The organism is Bacillus sp. JZ105, assembly GCF_053903125.1.
Genome location: NZ_CP096387.1, coordinates 2,577,461 through 2,594,981 on the forward strand (window position 1 = coordinate 2,577,461; position 17,521 = coordinate 2,594,981).

The 17,521-nt window shown below is 42.7% G+C and carries 17 protein-coding genes, 1 tRNA gene and 1 pseudogene; 3 read left to right on the plus strand and 16 right to left on the minus strand.

Features of this window, described 5'->3' with window-relative positions; all coding sequences use genetic code 11:
• Nucleotides 1-99 precede the first annotated feature (99 nt).
• Nucleotides 100-1,085 (plus strand): annotated as a pseudogene (locus tag M1D81_RS13260) (SDR family oxidoreductase).
• 387 nt (nt 1,086-1,472) lie between these two features.
• Here M1D81_RS13260 and M1D81_RS13265 read toward each other — a convergent pair.
• From M1D81_RS13265 to M1D81_RS13310, 10 genes are all read right to left on the minus strand, one after another.
• A tRNA-Arg gene (locus M1D81_RS13265) sits at nt 1,473-1,546 on the minus strand.
• A 120-nt stretch (nt 1,547-1,666) separates the two neighbouring features.
• Nucleotides 1,667-2,191: a YfcE family phosphodiesterase gene (locus tag M1D81_RS13270; RefSeq protein WP_456266658.1), complete on the minus strand. Its 525-nt coding sequence runs from the start codon at nt 2,189-2,191 to the stop codon at nt 1,667-1,669.
• A gap of 14 nt (nt 2,192-2,205) precedes the next feature.
• Nucleotides 2,206-2,808 (minus strand): XTP/dITP diphosphatase, encoded by a 603-nt coding sequence (locus M1D81_RS13275; protein ID WP_162860205.1) that lies wholly within the window; start codon nt 2,806-2,808, stop codon nt 2,206-2,208.
• A 10-nt stretch (nt 2,809-2,818) separates the two neighbouring features.
• Entirely contained in the window at nt 2,819-3,547 is a 729-nt protein-coding gene (rph, locus tag M1D81_RS13280) for a ribonuclease PH (RefSeq protein ID WP_024427165.1), read from the minus strand.
• Nucleotides 3,548-3,698: 151 nt separating this feature from the next.
• A complete protein-coding gene (locus M1D81_RS13285) occupies nt 3,699-4,760 on the minus strand; it encodes a GerMN domain-containing protein (RefSeq protein ID WP_456266657.1) in 1,062 nt (353 codons plus the stop codon).
• 101 nt (nt 4,761-4,861) lie between these two features.
• Nucleotides 4,862-5,680 (minus strand): glutamate racemase, encoded by an 819-nt coding sequence (racE, locus tag M1D81_RS13290; protein WP_456266656.1) that lies wholly within the window; start codon nt 5,678-5,680, stop codon nt 4,862-4,864.
• 7 nt (nt 5,681-5,687) lie between these two features.
• On the minus strand, nt 5,688-6,128 hold the full coding sequence (locus M1D81_RS13295; RefSeq protein ID WP_024423206.1) for a MarR family winged helix-turn-helix transcriptional regulator: 441 nt from the start codon (nt 6,126-6,128) through the stop codon (nt 5,688-5,690).
• Between the two features lie 149 nt (nt 6,129-6,277).
• Nucleotides 6,278-6,502, minus strand: coding sequence for a spore germination transcription factor GerE (gene gerE / locus M1D81_RS13300; protein WP_003184172.1), 225 nt, complete (start codon nt 6,500-6,502; stop codon nt 6,278-6,280).
• 203 nt (nt 6,503-6,705) lie between these two features.
• A complete protein-coding gene (locus M1D81_RS13305; RefSeq protein ID WP_456266655.1) occupies nt 6,706-8,022 on the minus strand; it encodes a CitMHS family transporter in 1,317 nt (438 codons plus the stop codon).
• A 153-nt stretch (nt 8,023-8,175) separates the two neighbouring features.
• Complete coding sequence (locus tag M1D81_RS13310) at nt 8,176-9,036, minus strand: LysR family transcriptional regulator (protein WP_456266654.1); 861 nt, start codon at nt 9,034-9,036, stop codon at nt 8,176-8,178.
• Between the two features lie 135 nt (nt 9,037-9,171).
• On the opposite strand from M1D81_RS13310, the gene M1D81_RS13315 reads away from it, so the two are divergent.
• Complete coding sequence (locus tag M1D81_RS13315; RefSeq protein WP_456266653.1) at nt 9,172-10,302, plus strand: PrpF domain-containing protein; 1,131 nt, start codon at nt 9,172-9,174, stop codon at nt 10,300-10,302.
• A 421-nt stretch (nt 10,303-10,723) separates the two neighbouring features.
• Here M1D81_RS13315 and M1D81_RS13320 read toward each other — a convergent pair whose 3' ends face one another.
• From M1D81_RS13320 to M1D81_RS13340, 5 genes are all read right to left on the minus strand, one after another.
• Entirely contained in the window at nt 10,724-11,443 is a 720-nt protein-coding gene (locus M1D81_RS13320) for a biotin--[acetyl-CoA-carboxylase] ligase (RefSeq protein WP_456266652.1), read from the minus strand.
• A 78-nt stretch (nt 11,444-11,521) separates the two neighbouring features.
• Entirely contained in the window at nt 11,522-11,983 is a 462-nt protein-coding gene (locus M1D81_RS13325; RefSeq protein WP_024423210.1) for an acyl-CoA thioesterase, read from the minus strand.
• Between the two features lie 121 nt (nt 11,984-12,104).
• Nucleotides 12,105-12,869, minus strand: coding sequence for a succinate dehydrogenase iron-sulfur subunit (gene sdhB, locus M1D81_RS13330; RefSeq protein ID WP_456266651.1), 765 nt, complete (start codon nt 12,867-12,869; stop codon nt 12,105-12,107).
• 1 nt (nt 12,870) lies between these two features.
• Nucleotides 12,871-14,631 (minus strand): succinate dehydrogenase flavoprotein subunit, encoded by a 1,761-nt coding sequence (gene sdhA, locus M1D81_RS13335; protein WP_024423212.1) that lies wholly within the window; start codon nt 14,629-14,631, stop codon nt 12,871-12,873.
• A 37-nt stretch (nt 14,632-14,668) separates the two neighbouring features.
• Nucleotides 14,669-15,277, minus strand: coding sequence for a succinate dehydrogenase cytochrome b558 subunit (locus M1D81_RS13340; RefSeq protein ID WP_024423213.1), 609 nt, complete (start codon nt 15,275-15,277; stop codon nt 14,669-14,671).
• Between the two features lie 281 nt (nt 15,278-15,558).
• On the opposite strand from M1D81_RS13340, the gene M1D81_RS13345 reads away from it, so the two are divergent.
• A complete protein-coding gene (locus M1D81_RS13345; protein ID WP_024423214.1) occupies nt 15,559-16,002 on the plus strand; it encodes a YslB family protein in 444 nt (147 codons plus the stop codon).
• Nucleotides 16,003-16,163: 161 nt separating this feature from the next.
• Here the strand turns inward: M1D81_RS13345 and M1D81_RS13350 are convergent, their stop codons facing one another.
• Nucleotides 16,164-17,399 carry an aspartate kinase gene (locus tag M1D81_RS13350; RefSeq protein WP_456266650.1) on the minus strand — a complete coding sequence of 412 codons (1,236 nt, stop codon included), beginning with the start codon at nt 17,397-17,399 and terminating at the stop codon, nt 16,164-16,166.
• Nucleotides 17,400-17,521: the final 122 nt, after the last annotated feature.

A 17,521-nucleotide genomic window follows, 5' to 3' on the forward strand; every position in this document is an offset into this window, starting at 1 on the left:
TCAAATAACTCTTTCACAAGTTTATTCATTATTAATACTTGGATTAGCAGTAAACAACATAGACATTTACAGGGAATAAGTACGTTTGGAAGGAATTAAATGGCACAAGAGTCTGATGAGCGTAAGTTGCAACAAATAAAACAAATGCAACAGATGTTTCTAGAGAAAATGAAAACTCAACCTTATCCCATGTATCCTAATTACGGAAAAATCACACGCTATGAAGAAATCCCAATTAATTTACCTGAACAACGTCAACTTCGTCATCCTGGTGTAGAAGGTTTAATGGTACCACTTCCAATTATTGAAAATACAAATTACAAAGGGAGTGGTAAGTTAGCGGGAAAAGTTGCTCTTATTACAGGAGGGGATAGTGGTATTGGTGCAGCAGTAGCCATTGCCTTCGCAAAGGAAAGTGCTGACGTTGCGATTGCATACTTAGATGAACACGAAGATGCTAATAGAACAAAAGCAAGAATTGAAGAACTTGGGCAACGTTGTTTATTGATGCCAGGCCAGGAGACTTGCGAGATAAAAGGCAATGTATCACCATTGTAGAGAAAACAGTAAAAACCTTCGGACGTCTAGATGTTCTATGTAACCACGTTGGTATCCAATTTCAACAACCAAGCCTTCTTGACATTACAGACGAACAATTCGATGACACCTTTAAAGTCAACATATACTCACATTTTTACACAACCAGAGCAGCGCTTCCTTACTTAAAACCAGGCAGTTCTATTATCGGTACTTCTTCAGTCGTAACGTATGTAGGTGAGCAACAAATGATTGATTATACAGCCACAAAAGGTGCAATTGTTGGTTGGACACGTGCTTTGGCTAAAAATGTTGTAAAAAAAGGAATTCGTGTAAACGCCGTTGCTCCGGGTCGAATCTGGACGCCGCTCATTGCAGCAAGTTTCTCGTCAGATCAAGTGGCTGTATATGGAGCATTTAATCCAATGGAACGAGTTGCCCATCCATTTGAACTCGCACCAACATTTGTTTATCTTGCTTCTGATGATTCACGTTTTGTTACAGGTCAAGTGCTGCATGTTGATGGTGGGGAATCCACACATTCCTAATATAAGGAGGTCATTGGATTGAGATATGAATATAATCCAGAAGTAGAGTTATTACTTGTGAATCATTCAATGGAAAAAGTCACTATGGTTTATATGGAGCATTCATGGCTAATGCCTAAAATTGGACGTAGACCGCCTTATTATTGCTACCCAAATTACGAACTGAATGATCCAATCATTTAAATAAATCGCAGTTATGCAGGCATACAAAAATGGATACAACTATGTCAATTTACGCTTCTTTGATACAAAAACAGGGAACGGAAATACTTAAAAATAAACCCGCTCCCAAAACCCTGTTTTTGAGCGAGTTACGAACTTATGTTCCAAAGAACAAAAAAGCCTGAAACCCTTGATAAGAAAGGATTTCAGGCTTTTAATTTAGTACGTCCCAGGAGAGATTCGAACTCCCGACCGACGGCTTAGAAGGCCGTTGCTCTATCCTGCTGAGCTACTGGGACATGTTGTTATGTATTGTGCTTTGGTGTATTACCTCAGCGACAAGATTTATTATATTACTATTGTTCTTTAAAGTCAACGGTTTTTCGAAAGTTTTTTCATAAGGGGCAAATGCTGCACCCTTATGAAATACCTTCCAATGTGACAGTGTTTTCGAGGTCTTGTATGGCCTGACCTTCGTCCGTGAAAAACTGTACGTTTGCTTCGCTTCCATCTAGTGTCAGTATAGCATAGCTGCGCTCTTTTCGCACTCTTGGCAGGTGCACGCTGCCTGGGTTAATGAGGAGTTTTCCTCTTATCAGTTCACTGCCTGGAATGTGCGAGTGGCCAAAGCAGATAATGTCTGCGCCCAGCTCTTCTGCACGGTAGTAGACTTGAAGCAAGGATTGTTTGATGCCATGCAGATGTCCGTGAGTGAGAAATAGTTTTCCGCCTCCATCAAGTGGGAGCAGGAGCTCTTCTTCAAAATCGCCCATAAAGTCACAATTTCCTTTGACGACTTTGTATCCTTCAAGTGCTGGGTGGTTCGTTTCGAGTTCTGAATCTCCGCAGTGAATCATCATGTCAACTTCAGCCGCATGCCGTTTGGCAATGGTTTGAAGTTCGTCTGTGAGTCCATGACTGTCACTTATGATGAGTATCTTCATGGCTTCATTCCCCCTTATTCATTTGCGTCTAGCAGTGATGAAAGCTTTTGAAGCGCGACTGCTCGATGGCTGATCTTGTTTTTCTCCTCTGGTGATAATTCGGCCATCGTCTGGTCTTTGTCTTTGACGATGAAAATTGGGTCGTATCCGAAGCCATTTTCGCCGATCGGTTTTTCTGCGATGAAGCCTTCTACTGATCCTTCTACCGTCTTTGTTTCTTTGCCCGGTATGCTGACAGCAAGGGCACATCTGAATCTGGCTGTGCGGTCTTCTTTTTCAATGCCTTGAAGTTCGCTCAGCACTTTTTCCACATTCTCCGCATCGTCTTTATGCTCACCTGCGTATCTCGCTGAATACACGCCAGGTTTTCCGCCCAGGTAATCAATCGACAGACCGGAATCGTCTGCAATGACCATTTCACCTGCTTTGGCTTGAATGGCCTCCGCTTTGATGATGGCATTTTCTTCGAAGGTTTGTCCTGTTTCTTCAATTTCTTCAGTAAAGCCAATGTCTGCTAGTGTTTTGACCGTGAATCCTTTTGGCTCAAGAATGGCTTTGAATTCTTTCGCTTTGCCCGCATTGTGCGTTGCAATGATGGCTGTTTTCATCCTGATCAAACCCTTCTCTTTATTCGATGACTTCTCCTGTTACTGCTTTTTGCTTTTCGATTAATTCTTTGATGCCCTTTTCGGCTAAATCAAGCAGTCCGTTTAGCTGTTCTCTTGAGAATGTCGCTTCTTCGCCTGTTCCTTGAAGTTCAACAAAGCGACCAGCGCCTGTCATGATGACATTCATATCTACTTCAGCAGAAGAATCTTCTTCATAGTTTAAATCTAACAGAAGACCTTGCTGAGAATCAATTCCGACGGATATCGCCGCTAAATAATCAGTAATCGGGTTTTCTTTGATGACTCCTTCAGCTCGCAGCTTTTGAATCGCAAGTGTCATGGCAACAAAAGCACCTGTGATGGATGCTGTGCGTGTGCCGCCGTCTGCTTGAATAACATCACAATCAATCCAAATCGTGCGTTCGCCAAGCTTTTCTAAGTCAACGACTGCGCGGAGTGCTCGTCCAATTAAACGCTGAATCTCCATCGTACGTCCTGTGACTTTTCCTTTAGATGATTCTCTTATCGTTCTTTGTGCAGTTGCTCTTGGAAGCATGCTATATTCTGCTGTGATCCAGCCTTTTCCTTCTCCTCTTAAAAAAGGAGGTACGCGGTCTTCGATCGATGCGTTACAAATCACCTTCGTATTTCCCGCTGAGATTAAGACAGAGCCTTCTGGGTGCGTGATGTAGCCTGCCTCTATTTCAATTTTTCTCAATTCGTCATATTGTCTTTCATCTAATCTCATGTTTTACCTCCGTTACGATATACATTCCGCGCGTATGCCAGCGGGGTTCTCCTACTAACTTTGACAACCTCTGCTCGTTCTAATCGCTTGGAATAAAAAAGAGGCAGCGAATATGCATGCCTCTTTTTCTCCATTATATCAATGTGTGACGTTAAAAACTACCTGTATTCACTTGTTCTGGTCGTGAAACCGGCTTTGTAAGCTCTGCTCCTTTTTCGTTCACAAGCTCAGCCTTGCCGTTCACCTTGACAGATACGCTTTTGACGTCCGGCAGCTCGGTTAATGTGAGCACAATGCTATCAAGAACTTTTTGTGAAATAACCTTTTTCTTTTCATCCGCACTGCCAAAAATAGATTCGTTGAAATCAAGTGTCACATGGCCATCTTTTACTTTTGGTACATCATTCAGCTTCACATCTTGATCGAAGTCTGTCAGCAGATGACTTTTTTTGCTTGGTCCAGAGACGAGTTCATCAATTGCTGCTGTAATCGGATCATCCTCGTCTTTTGGCGCTCTTTTGGTCACCGGAACATAGTACGTCTTTTCATCAGATTCAGCTAAATAGTATACCGTCACTGGCTTTGTCGCTGTCATATCAGCAGCAGCCTCGTGCTGGATATTAATACCGTCTTCTCTGCTTAAATCATCTGAGATAGGTGTACCGTTCACAGGCATTTCTTTTAGTTCATGTCCATTCATCTTCAATTTGACTTTGGCTATGGAATCAAACTGAGTTAACGTCCAAGTAACAGATTGCAGGATGCGCTGTTCGTCTTCTTTTTTATAGTTTTTAAATTCATTTGAAAAATCGACAACCGCGGTTCCGTCTTTAATATCGACAGATACGCGCGTATCCGCTGGCAGCACTGCTCTGAAGCCATTCGGCATTAAGTTAGAAATAGGTCCCCCGTCCACGAGATATTCAAGGGTTTGTTTGGCACTTCCTTCATTTTTTGGCAGTGGAATGGATTGAGAGACGACATACCCGTTTTTATCAATTAAATATAATTCTCTCATGACCGTATCTGCCTGTTTCTCTTCTTTTCCTTCTTTGGCTGTTTGTTTATCTTCTTTATTTTCTTTCACATATGTGACGTTTTGTGGTGGATCAATCTCTGTTTTCGCTTGGTCTGTTTGAAACAATCCGCATCCTGACAAAAGCATGGCTGACGCGATACACGTAACAGCTGCTGTAGATCCTTTTTTCAGCATACTTCACCCTCCTCTAGTAGTTTGTACTACTATGTATACGAGCTCCCCCAGAGGATTAGACCCTTTTCATAAAAAAATAACCCACTTCAAATAGAAGCGGGTTATGGCTGGTAGATGTGTTCAAGTGACACGGTTTCGACCTTCCCTGGCAGGTAGCCAAACCAGTCACAAGCGATGTTTTGAAAATTTTGCTGCTGCCCTGTTGTGTAAAATGTATGGACAGGCGCTTCTTTAGAGGTATTTAACAGCCCTTTATATGAAAGAATCGTACTTGCTTCTCTCGCTGTCTCATCCCCTGATGAAATGATGCTGACATCACTGCCCATAAAGCGCTGAATCGGCTCTTTTAAAATCGGATAGTGTGTGCAGCCAAGAATAAGTGTGTCAATTCCTGTTTCTTTCATCGGTTCAAGGGAGTCTTTCACCACTGCCTCTGCTGTCTGATCTAAAAACGTACCGCTTTCCACAAATGGGACAAGGAGCGGACACGCCAGACTTTGAACCGTTAGACCTGCATTTAGTGATAGCAGCGCTTCTTTGTATGCCTCGCTTTTGATCGTATTGATTGTGCCAATAACGCCAATATGCTGGTTGTTTGTCACCTTGATCGCTGTACGGGCACCAGGCTGAATGACGCCAATAACCGGAATATCAAGCGTTGCTTTGATTTCATCCAGTGCGATCGCCGTTGCTGTGTTGCATGCAATGACGAGCATTTTAATATGGTGGTGTTTTAGTAAGTAGTGTGCCATTTCCCACGTATATTGAAGAACTTCTTCTTCTTTCCGCGGGCCATATGGACATCGTTTTGTATCGCCTACATAAATGATTTTTTCTTTTGGCAGTTGTCTCATGATTTCCTTTGCAACGGTTAAACCGCCGACGCCGGAATCAATGACGCCGATTGGTTGATCCAACAAAATCGCCTCATTTTCTTTTCATTTGCTGCTGTAGTTTCGTTAAGGATTGGTTGAAAACGATGGCTTCTTCTTCTGAGAAAGCCCCTAGAAGTTCACTGACGTATTCTTGGCGTTTAGCAATCACTTCTTGAATGATCCGCTCGCCTTCAGGCAATAAATGAATGCGAACCACGCGGCGGTCAGATGGATCTTTCACCCGTTCGACAAGTTCACTTTTTTCCATTCTATCAATTAAATCAGTGGTTGTGCTGCAAGCCAAGTACATCTTTTGTGACAGCTCACCTATTGTCATATCTCCGAATTCATAAAGCCACTGAAGCCCAATGAATTGTGGAGGTGTAATCGTATATTGATTCAGGATTTCTCTGCCTTTTTGCTTAATAATTGCGGCAATGTGGCGCAATGATTTTTCAATCTCTGCAACATGGCCTGACTCATTCGTTTCCATTTTATTGATACCTCACTATAGCATCTCACTTTGATTAAAACGTATATGTCTATTTTCCTCGTTTTTCAAAGAAAATGCAAGAAGAGACTCATGGAAACCATATAGAAATAACCGGTTCCTCCCCATTATGGAAGGAAAACCGGCTGACTTTAGAGCTCTAGCTCACCCATACGCAGAAGCTCGACTACGGCCTGTGAACGGCCTTTGACTCCTAGCTTTTGCATGGCATTCGAAATGTGATTTCGAACAGTCTTTTCGCTAATAAAAAGCTCGCTTGCAATTTCTTTTGTTGTTTTATCTTGGACGAGCAATTCGAATACTTCTCTTTCTCTTTTGGTTAATAGCGGCTTGGATTGAAACTCTTTCTCCTTCAAGTATTGTAACCCTCCTTGCTAAGGTGAGAGCTCTAGTCTCTATAGAATGGGATTCTGTATAGTCGAGATATCATATGCCGGGTGCAAGTGGTAGGTGACGTTAAAATCAAGAAATCCCGCATATCAGCGTCCAATTTCTGCGCTTTCATCCACGCAAAAAAGGACGAGTCTCTCCCCGAGACGTCGTCCTTTTTTGCGTGGTTTTAAAAGATTGAAATGGCGCCTGTTAACAATGCAATAAGTGTTGTAAAAAGGGCAGTTAACACGGTCCATAGCAGTGCATATTTTTGCAAATCACCAATATCTTTGTTCAGCATACTGACAAGCAGCAGCGTTGAAGCTACAAGCGGACTCAGTAAATGGACAGGCTGCCCTATGATAGAGGCACGTGCAATTTCCACCGGATCAATCCCGTAAGCTGCACCGGCTTCAGCCAGGATTGGCAGCACTCCGAAATAGTAAGCATCGTTTGAGAGCACAAATGTAAATGGCATACTCGTCAAAGCCACAATCAGCGGGAAAAATGAGCTGTAGGAATCCGGAATCATGTAAATGACCAAATTGGCAATGGACTCAACCATTTTTGTTCCAGAAAAGATCCCTGTGAAAATCCCTGCTGCAAATACAAGTGTGATAACCGTTAATGCGTTTCCTGCATGAGATAAAATTCGCTCGCGCTGATCTTCAACCTTTGGATAGTTGATCATCAGAGCGATGACAAATCCAATTAAGAAGAGTACAGGAATTGGTATGATATCCATGACGAGAGTGACCATGACAGCAATTGTTAAGAAGAAGTTAATCCAAATCAGATTCGGTCTCTTGATATCGGCTACTCCATCTTCAATTGACGCAGCCAATTCAGGAGAAATGGACATCTCTTCTTTGTGCTGAATTTCTGCAATCCCAATCCGTTTTCTTTCTTTTTTCCCAAGTACATAAGCAGTAAAAAGTATAAAAAGACCGCCTCCAACCATCGTCGGGAGTAATGGAATGAAAAATTCGCCTGCATCTAATCCAAGTGCCGCGATTGCACGAGTAGCCGGGCCGCCCCAAGGCGTCATTCCGCTCATAATTCCTAATGATAATAATGAAATTGTTCCTAAAATTAATGGGTTCATCCCAATTCTTAAGAAAAGTGGCAGCATAGCGGATACGGTAATCATGTACGTTGTTGTTCCATCACCATCTAATGCAACAAGCATAGACAAAATCGCTACCCCAAAAGCAATTTTGACAGGATCACCTTTTACAATACGTAGAATGAGTTTAATCAGAGGATCAAACAATCCAGCATCCAGCATGACACCGAAGAATAAAATCGCAAATAACAATAAAGCGGCTGATGGTGCAACAGTTTTCAGTCCATCAAGCATCATGTCCCCTAACCCTTTGTTAAAGCCGCCGATCAATGCAAATATGATAGGTACAACGGTTAGAGCCACCACCGGATGCATACGTTTTGTCATAATGAGAAATGTAAATGTCAAGACCATCAAGATCCCTAAAATAGCTAGCACTTTATATCCCTCCATCCTCTTCTTTACATGATCTGCAAGCGCCCCCTTGCACTTGCGATCTATATGTTAGCGCTTTCTATTTCAAGGATATAATAGCTTTTTTTATAATAAAAATATCGATTTTTTCGTATATTCAATAAATTTTTTTTATAATCAATCTTGCTGATTTCTTAAAAACTCAATGAACGCTTTCACCACAGACAAATGAAGTGAATCTGGCTGGTACATGAGCCATGTATCTCTTAAAACAGGCTGCCCATCTTTATACGAAAGTCCTTTTACAAATAACTCATCACTTGGTCTTAGGCAAATTTCTGGGACAATGGCATAGCCTAAACCATGCTTCACCATCTCTTTTGATGTATCCTGACGGTCTGTCTCCATCGTGACAAGCGGAGGCATTGTGAATGTTTCCTGCCACCATCTGTTAATCAGCCGTTTTAATGAACTGTCTGTATGATAGTCAATGAGCGGCAGATTCGGGAGATCCTTTAGCTGAATTTCTGATTTTGAAATAATGCAAAGACGCTCTTTATCAAGCAAAAAACGCTCTCCATTCCAGTCATAATCACCTCTTAAAATCCCTAAATGCACACTTGATGTTCCTAATAAATCCATTACCTTTGTGCTCCAGCCTGTGTTGACCATAAATTGAACATGTGGATACTGCTTAGAAAATTCTTTTAATATTTCTGGCAGTTTATACTGGGCAAAGTTACTTGAGACCCCTAACCGGATCGTTCCTTTGACCTTTTTTTGCATATTGAGCATGCCATCTTTCGTTTGCTGCAGCTGTTTGAGCATGTCATTTGCGTATTTAGCCAAGTATTCGCCCTCTGATGTAAATTCAATTCCTCGTTTTCTTTTAAAGAAAAGTTTCATATCAAACTCCTCTTCAAGCTGTTTCAATCGATAGCTTAAGGCAGGCTGAGAGACAAATAATTTTTCTGCCGCTTTTGTGATGTTCTTTTCTTCAAAAAGTACCTTTAAAAACCGCCAATCTTTTTCATCCATTGTATGCCCTCCTTTTTCACTAATTATAAAATATTTTTATCGATTTCTCTTAAAATAATGTATTTAACTTATTTCTTATTATACTTTACCATGTTGGTTAGATAAACAGTTCATTAAAAATTGAGGGTGAGAGTCATGAGAAAAGTTCCAATCACAATCATGCGAGGCGGTACAAGCAAAGGGGTATTCATTCACGCTGACAATGCACCATATGAACACGATGAGCTCGAGGCATTTCTATTAGACATTATGGGCAGTCCTGACCGGCTGCAGGTCGATGGAATCGGCGGCGGTAATTCTTTAACAAGCAAAGTGGCCATTATCGATAAAGCCACACGCCCGGATGTGGATGTGAACTATACATTTGCACAAGTCAGCATTAATGAGAGATATGTCGACTTTAAAGGAAACTGCGGGAACATCTCATCAGCCGTTGGGCCGTATGCGATCATTAAAGGACTTGTTCAAGCAGTTGAGCCCATTACGACTGTACGTATCCTCAATACCAATACAAATAAAGTCATCACAGCAGAGGTCGAAGTTGAAAATGGAGAAGTAAAATTTGAAGGACAGGCAGAAATTCCAGGCGTAAAAGGAACTGGTTCTCCCATTTATTTATCCTTTGAGAAACCTGAAGGAGCTGTCACAGGTAAAACCTTTCCGACTGGAAACAAAATGGATACGATTCAAACGAAGTTTGGGGAAATTCCAATCTCGATCGTTGACATTGCAAATCCAATTGCCTTTATTCGTGCGAAAGATATTCAATTAAAAGGAACTGAATTGCCTGAAGAGTTTACAGACGAATTACTGGATGATTTAGAAGAAATTCGTTCCCTCGCTGCTGAAATGTGTCATTTTGCACCAAAAGAAATGGCCACATTACAGTCTCCGGCTGTTCCAAAGCTTGCGCTCATTAGCGAGCCTGCTGATTATGTAGATACAAATGGCATCTTGAGACGGGCAGCAGATATGGACATCATCGTTCGTATGCTATCGATGCAAAGACCGCACCAAGCACTTGCCATTACAGGTTCTGTCTGCGTGACAGCCAGCTGTTTCTTAGATGAAACCCTTCCTTCTCAGCAGTTTCAAGGAAAAGATGACACCCTTCGTATTGGGCATCCTGCCGGGATTATGCAAACGGAAATTGACATCTCTCAAAACAGAGTCAAAGTCATTCGAACCGCAAGAGAAATTCTAGACGGAGTTGTTTTCACAAAACAAGACTACGTGATTCAGCCTCATATTAAAAGAGAAGCTTAAGCAGACGAGAATATCGTCTGCTCAGATTGTTGACAAAGGGCTAAAAGGGTTTTCTTTTAGCCTTTTGTCTTCTATTCAGCGTGATAGAAAACCTTTGAAGTCTAGGAAGGACGAGCACAGGAGCGGAGCGAATTTGACATTCGTGAGCACCGGAGCGCAGACCTGACAACGAATGCGAGGGTTTGTCTACACGCTGAGCAGACGAGAATATCGTCTGCTCAGATTGTTGACAAAGGGCTAAAATGATGTTGATTTTAGCCCTTTGTCTTCATTTCAGCGTGATAGAAAACCTTTGCAGTCTAGGAAGGACGAGTACCGGCGCGGAGCGAATTTGACATTCGTGAGTACCGGCGCGCAGACCTGACAACGAATGCGAGGGTTTGTCTACACGCTGAGCAGACGAGAATATCGTCTGCTTTTTTTAATGCTGAAGCGGTGCATCGATATCTCCGGCAGAATGAGCTTTTATCTGCCCTTTCTCATCTTTTAGCTGGAGATGACCGTAGCGGTTGACTCCGCAGCAAATGCCCTCTTCCCATGTTTGTTTTTCACGGTCTAACGAGATTCGGAGCGGTTTATGAAGACGATATAATCGTTTGTTGTAGAGGGCCGTGAGGGCTTCAAACCCTTCATTCTTCCAGCGTGTATGATATTTTTCAAAAGCGGCGGCAAGTTCCTTCACAAGCTGATCGGCTTTTACCTCTGTAAGCTCTGATAGGCATATGGTTTTGTACGGAACATGCTCCGGCTTTGTCTTCACATTGATGCCAACCCCGATATATATGGCGTTACGATCCGCTTCAATCAATGTGCCTGATACCTTTGCTTCATTAATAAGAATATCGTTTGGCCATTTGATCGCCAGTTGATCCTCAGCCCTGATGAGAGGTTTGAGTACATCGTAGATCGCTAGTGCCGTCAGCGGAGCAATCGTTGACTGGGTGGAGAGTTCTTCTGGCGGCAAAACCGTCATGGTCAAAGCGACATTCCCTGCAGGGGTTTCCCACGGCCTGCCTAGTCTGCCTCTTCCTTCAGTCTGCTGATGTGCATAGACAGCAAATGAAGGTTTTTCTCCTTGCTGAATGAGCCTTTTCGCTTCATTATTTGTACTATCAATGGTGTCATATTGAAAAATCTTCATGTGTTCTCCTTTTGTTTCTTCTTGATATGGTCTTTTTATTATAACAAAATGAAGCTTACACGTTGATGAGGCTGCATGCTACCCATTTCGCTGGGCTTGAAATGTCTCTTTTTCTTCCTCTGTAAATGGGACAGATGCGCCTGTTTCTTTATTAATTTGCACCATGGTGACTGAGCCTGTAAAGCATGGTTCCTGCTGCTCGTTTTCTCCTAAATAATGAAGGATGAGTGAGCTTGATCCGACTTTTTCCGGCTTTACATACACACGAAGCCGCTCCCCAATCTCCACCTGTTTGATGTAATCACATTGCAGGTTTGCCACGACTGTAATCGTCTCTTTCACACGTTTCATTCGTTTATCCACAATTCCTGTTTTTTGAAAAAAGGCAATCCGTGCTTCTTCAAAATAAACAAAAGGGGTGACATTGTTCATATGGCCGAACATATCCGTTTCTGAAAAACGGACAGTCGTTTCGACATAAAATCGAAAGGATGCTCTCCATTCTTCAAATGGTTCCTCAATATATGATGGAAGTCTCACTTTATCATCTCCTTATTCATTAATAAACGCCTCTCCCATATTGGAAGAGGCGTTTATTTTGTGTTCCATCCAGCCTCTTGTAAACACTCATCATGATTGGCAAAGAGGACTGAATGTGATGTTATTCTGCGTGATCGCTTCCGAAGAAGTTACGGAAAGCTTGTAATGTTGTATCTCGGTTAAGTGCTGCAATTGACGTTGTCAGCGGGATTCCTTTCGGACAAGCCTGCACACAGTTTTGAGAGTTCCCGCAGTTCGCAAGACCGCCGTCTCCCATAATTTCTTCTAGACGGTCAGACTTATTCATCGCACCTGTCGGATGTGCATTAAATAGACGAACTTGCGAAAGCGGAGCAGGGCCCATAAAGGAAGACTTATCATTTACGTTTGGACAAGCTTCAAGGCAGACACCACATGTCATACATTTAGAAAGCTCATACGCCCATTGACGTTTTTTCTCAGGCATTCTTGGTCCAGGTCCAAGATCATATGTGCCATCGATCGGCACCCATGCTTTTACTTTTTTCAAGGAGTTGAACATGCGGCTTCTATCAACCTGCAAGTCTCTCACGACCGGGAATGTCTTCATCGGCTGGAGACGGATCGGCTGATCTAACTGGTCAATTAGTGCTGTACATGACTGGCGCGGTGTTCCATTAATAACCATGGAACAAGCGCCGCACACCTCTTCAAGACAGTTCATGTCCCAGTTGATCGCCGTTGTTTTTTCCCCTTGTTTATTGACCGGGTTACGTCTAATTTCCATGAGTGCGGAAATGACGTTCATATTTGGGCGGTAAGGGATTTCGAATTCCTCATCATAAGGCTTTCCATCTGCTGTATCTTGACGTGTGATTATGAAATGAATTGTGTTTTTTTCACTCATCTTATTTCTCCACCTTTTTCTTCGAGTAATCTCGTTTACGAGGTGCAATTAACGATACATCGACGTCCTCATAGTGGAATGCAGGCTTTTGATTTTTCCCTTTGAACGTAGCCATCGTTGTTTTAAGGAATTCTTCATCGTTTCTTTCTGGGAATTCCGGTTTATAGTGTGCGCCTCGGCTTTCATTCCGGTTATATGCCCCGATCGTAATGACTCTTGCCAGCTGTAGCATGTTGTCAAGCTGACGTGTGAAGGCAGCGCCTTGGTTGCTCCATGATGCGGTATCATTGATGTTGATCTTCTTGTAGCGCTCCATTAGTTCTTCGATCTTCTGATCTGTTTTTAAGAGTTTGTCATTGTAACGAACCACTGTAACGTTATCCGTCATCCATTCTCCAAGCTCTTTATGAAGCACGTACGCATTTTCAGTACCATCCATGCTGAGGATGTTGTCCCATTTCTCCTGCTCTTTCTTCACGGCGCTGTCAAATAGTGCAGAAGAAAGGTCTTCCGCAGATTTTTCAAGACCGTTAATGTACTTCACCGCATTTGGTCCAGCGACCATTCCGCCGTAAATCGCAGAAAGAAGTGAGTTTGCACCAAGTCTGTTTCCGCCGTGCATTGAGTAATCACATTCTCCGGCAGCGAATAGACCTTTGATATTCGTCATTTGATCATAATCGACCCATAATCCGCCCATAGAGTAATGAACAGCTGGGAAGATTTTCATCGGCAGCTTACGCGGGTCGTCACCCATGAATTTTTCATAGATTTCAATGATTCCGCCAAGCTTAATATCAAGCTCTTTTGGATCTTTGTGAGAAAGATCCAGATACACCATGTTCTCTCCGTTGATGCCAAGCTTTTGCTCGACACATACGTCAAAGATTTCACGCGTTGCGATGTCACGCGGTACAAGGTTCCCGTATGCTGGGTATTTTTCTTCAAGGAAGTACCAAGGCTTCCCGTCTTTATATGTCCAAACACGTCCGCCCTCACCACGAGCTGATTCACTCATAAGACGAAGCTTGTCATCTCCTGGGATCGCTGTCGGGTGAATTTGAATAAATTCTCCATTTGCATAATGCGCACCTTGCTGATAGACGATAGATGCTGCAGATCCAGTGTTAATCATAGAGTTTGTTGATTTACCGAACACGATTCCAGGACCGCCTGTTGCCATGATGACTGCATCTGATCGGAAGGATTCAATTTCCATTGTCGTCAAGTTTTGCGCGACAATCCCGCGGCATACTTCCTCGTCATCTAAAACAGCGCCAAGGAATTCCCAGCCTTCATATTTCGTGACAAGTCCTGCTACTTCATAGCGGCGAACCTGCTCATCCAGTGCATATAATAGCTGCTGGCCTGTTGTAGCTCCAGCAAACGCTGTACGGTGGTGCTGTGTTCCCCCGAAGCGGCGGAAGTCCAATAATCCCTCTGGTGTTCTATTAAACATAACACCCATACGATCAAGTAAGTGGATAATGGACGGCGCTGCTTCACACATTGCCTTTACTGGCGGCTGGTTGGCTAAGAAATCTCCGCCGTATACCGTGTCATCAAAATGCTCATAAGGTGAATCTCCTTCACCTTTTGTATTGACCGCTCCGTTGATTCCGCCCTGTGCACATACAGAATGCGAACGTTTCACAGGTACGATTGAAAATAGTTGAACAGCTGTTCCCGCTTCTGCTGCTTTAATAGTTGCCATGAGACCAGCTAAGCCGCCTCCGACAACGATGATGCTAGAATTACTCATTGTAGCCCCTCTCCCTCTTCTACTAATCTATTTCCTCTTAAACAAAAGCGAAAATTGCTCTTAGCCCTACATATGAAAGCGCTATAAATATACCTAATGTCACATATGTGGAGATTCGTTGTGAGCGTGGTGAAACGGTAATTCCCCAGCTGACAGCAAATGACCACAAGCCATTAGCAAAGTGGAAAATAGTAGATAAAACGCCGACAATATAGAAGCCTAGCATAAATGGAGAGCTTAAAATATTCGCCATCATGTCATAGTTGACTTCAGCTCCAAGCTGAGCTTGAATTCGTGTTTCCCATACGTGCCAAGAGACAAAAATCAATGTGATAATACCTGAAATCCTTTGCAGTCTGAACAGCCAGTTTCTTAAGTAACTGAAGCGAGACGTGTTGTTTTGTGCCGTAAAGGCTATGTACACCCCATAAACTGCATGATAGATCAGTGGTAAGAAAATCACGAACAGCTCAAGTGCATATCTGAAAGGAAGCTGTTCCATAAAGTGTGCAGCTTTGTTAAACGCCTCTGGTCCATTCGTCGCAAAGTGGTTAACCACTAAGTGCTGTATTAAAAATAGACCGACCGGAATGACGCCAAGCAAAGAATGCAATCTCCGATAAAAAAATTCTTTGTTCCCCGACATTACTTTACCCCCTAGAAAAAAAGTGCAATTGCTTGAAAATTGTCTTCCCCCGCTTCTTTCAATTGTAAGCACTTTATTCAAATTTATTGACAATTTCATTTTACTCCTATGTCAAATAAGCGTCAAGAAACCGCGTACATAAATTAAAATTTTCCGAAATTTAAAAGTTTTAAATCAAAATTCGTTTTACTACAATAAGAATTTCTTAGACTTCAGGGAAAACTCTGTCATCATATGCCCACATAAGCTATAATAAATTGTTGAAAGAGGGGAGCCGTACAATGAATAAATTCGAATCTAACTTAGAACAGCTAAAAGAAATTGAAGTCAATGGATTTGCCTACGAGCTGATACGCGAAGTTCTGCTGCCTGATATTCTTGGTCAGGACCATTCATCTATGATGTATTTTGCGGGTAAACTGCTTGCTCGTAAATTTCCTCAAGAGTCATGGGAGAAGATCCCCGAATTTTTCCATGATGCCGGATGGGGGACTCTCACGATGGTCCATTCGAAAAAACAGGAAATTGAGTTTGAGCTCGAAGGTCCGCTAGTATCAAATCGACTCACCTATCAAAAGGAGCCATGCTTTCAGATGGAAGCGGGTTTTATTGCTGAACAAATTCAGCTTCTAAATGAGCACGTGGCTGAATCCTACGAACAAGTGAAAAAGCGTGCTGAGAAAGTCATTTTAACCGTTAAATGGGATTTAAGAGACCCTAGCTAATACTCTTGATAAAAGGTGCGGACTTCAGGTCACGCCTTTTTTTATATGTCTACATCTATCATAGCATACTTAATGAAAGGGTTTACGCCCGTTTCAGCCGAATCCGAATCCATATAGAAAAAAGAGGCGACCCTCTTTCGTGAGATCACCTCTTTACCTTTTTAAGAGTGAGCAGCGGCGCTCACCTTTGATAAATCAAACGCGTCATGCAGCGCTTCAACCGCTTTGACCATATCATCACGGCCAACGACCGTTGAGACTTTGATTTCAGACGTACTGACCATTTTCACTTGAATGTCTTTTTGCGCTAACACAGCAAACATTTCAGCAGCTACCCCTGGATTTGAGACCATTCCAGATCCCACGATGGATACTTTCGCTAATTTGCTTTCTGTCTCAATCTGTTCGTAGCCAAGCGCCCCTTTATATTCTTCTAATACTTCAACTGTTTTGGACAAATCATCCGTTTTCACAGAGAAAGAGATCGACGTCTGGTTGGTGCTTGTGGCAGACTGAATGATGATATCAACATTGATATTCTGTTTCGCAAGCGTCGTAAAAATGGTCGATAATGTTGTTAAACCGCTTGAAAGTCCGCACACTGTCACACGTGTAATCTGATCTTCAAATGCGATGCCTCTGACGACTAAGTTTTGTTCCATGGATGATTCCTCCTCAATTAACGTACCCGATTCATTTTCAATACTAGAACGGACTTCTAGCGGGACTTGATAATTTTTCGCAAATTCAACAGCTCTTGGATGCAGAACCCCAGCTCCTAAATTAGCCAGCTCAAGCATCTCATCGTATGAAATGCCTGCAAGTTTCCGCGCAGATGATACATAACGCGGATCTGTCGTAAACACTCCTGGTACATCTGTATATATATCACATTTATCAGCTTTTAGTGCGGCAGCCAGAGCCACAGCTGTTGTATCTGATCCGCCGCGGCCAAGTGTTGTGATATGTAAATCATCTGCAATTCCTTGGAAACCTGCCACAACAACGATTTTCCCCGCACTTAATTCCTCTTTTATTCTTGATTCATCAATGTCCACGATTCTTGCATTTCCGTGTACATGCTCTGTTTTCATACCAGCCTGCCAGCCTGTAAAGGAAATGGCATCATAACCTCTTCTTTGGAGTGCCATCGCTAATAATGAAATGGTCACTTGCTCACCAGTTGCGAGCAGCATATCCATTTCTCTTTTGCTTGGATCGTCTGTGAGTTCTTTCGCTAGGTCTACTAGAACATCCGTTGATTTGCCCATCGCTGAGACAACCACAACCACATCGTGTCCTGCCTCGCGTTCAGCGATCACTCTCTCTGCGGCATTGCGAATTTTTTCTGTCGACCCAACGGAAGTTCCGCCAAATTTTTGTACAATTAGTCCCATGTCTACCACCCTTTTTCAAAAGTTCACGTGTGAGAGAAGAGGCAGCTTGGAGACTGTCCGCTCACTGCAAATAAAAAAGCAATGAGAGAACAAATCTCCCATTGCTTTAAAATCATCATTAA

Excerpts from the sequence above, each read along its gene's own strand:
- sdhA (WP_024423212.1), bottom strand. The coding sequence starts at position 14,631 with ATGAGTAATTCTAGCATCATCGTTGTCGGAGGCGGCTTAGCTGGTCTC.
- M1D81_RS13320 (WP_456266652.1), bottom strand. The coding sequence starts at position 11,443 with ATGAAGATTTTTCAATATGACACCATTGATAGTACAAATAATGAAGCG.
- M1D81_RS13295 (WP_024423206.1), bottom strand. The coding sequence starts at position 6,128 with ATGGAAACGAATGAGTCAGGCCATGTTGCAGAGATTGAAAAATCATTG.
- M1D81_RS13270 (WP_456266658.1), bottom strand. The coding sequence starts at position 2,191 with ATGAAGATACTCATCATAAGTGACAGTCATGGACTCACAGACGAACTT.
- M1D81_RS13285 (WP_456266657.1), bottom strand. The coding sequence starts at position 4,760 with ATGCTGAAAAAAGGATCTACAGCAGCTGTTACGTGTATCGCGTCAGCC.
- rph (WP_024427165.1), bottom strand. The coding sequence starts at position 3,547 with ATGAGATTAGATGAAAGACAATATGACGAATTGAGAAAAATTGAAATA.
- M1D81_RS13345 (WP_024423214.1), top strand. The coding sequence starts at position 15,559 with ATGAATAAATTCGAATCTAACTTAGAACAGCTAAAAGAAATTGAAGTC.
- M1D81_RS13350 (WP_456266650.1), bottom strand. The coding sequence starts at position 17,399 with ATGGGACTAATTGTACAAAAATTTGGCGGAACTTCCGTTGGGTCGACA.
- M1D81_RS13340 (WP_024423213.1), bottom strand. The coding sequence starts at position 15,277 with ATGTCGGGGAACAAAGAATTTTTTTATCGGAGATTGCATTCTTTGCTT.
- sdhB (WP_456266651.1), bottom strand. The coding sequence starts at position 12,869 with ATGAGTGAAAAAAACACAATTCATTTCATAATCACACGTCAAGATACA.
- M1D81_RS13310 (WP_456266654.1), bottom strand. The coding sequence starts at position 9,036 with ATGGATGAAAAAGATTGGCGGTTTTTAAAGGTACTTTTTGAAGAAAAG.
- M1D81_RS13315 (WP_456266653.1), top strand. The coding sequence starts at position 9,172 with ATGAGAAAAGTTCCAATCACAATCATGCGAGGCGGTACAAGCAAAGGG.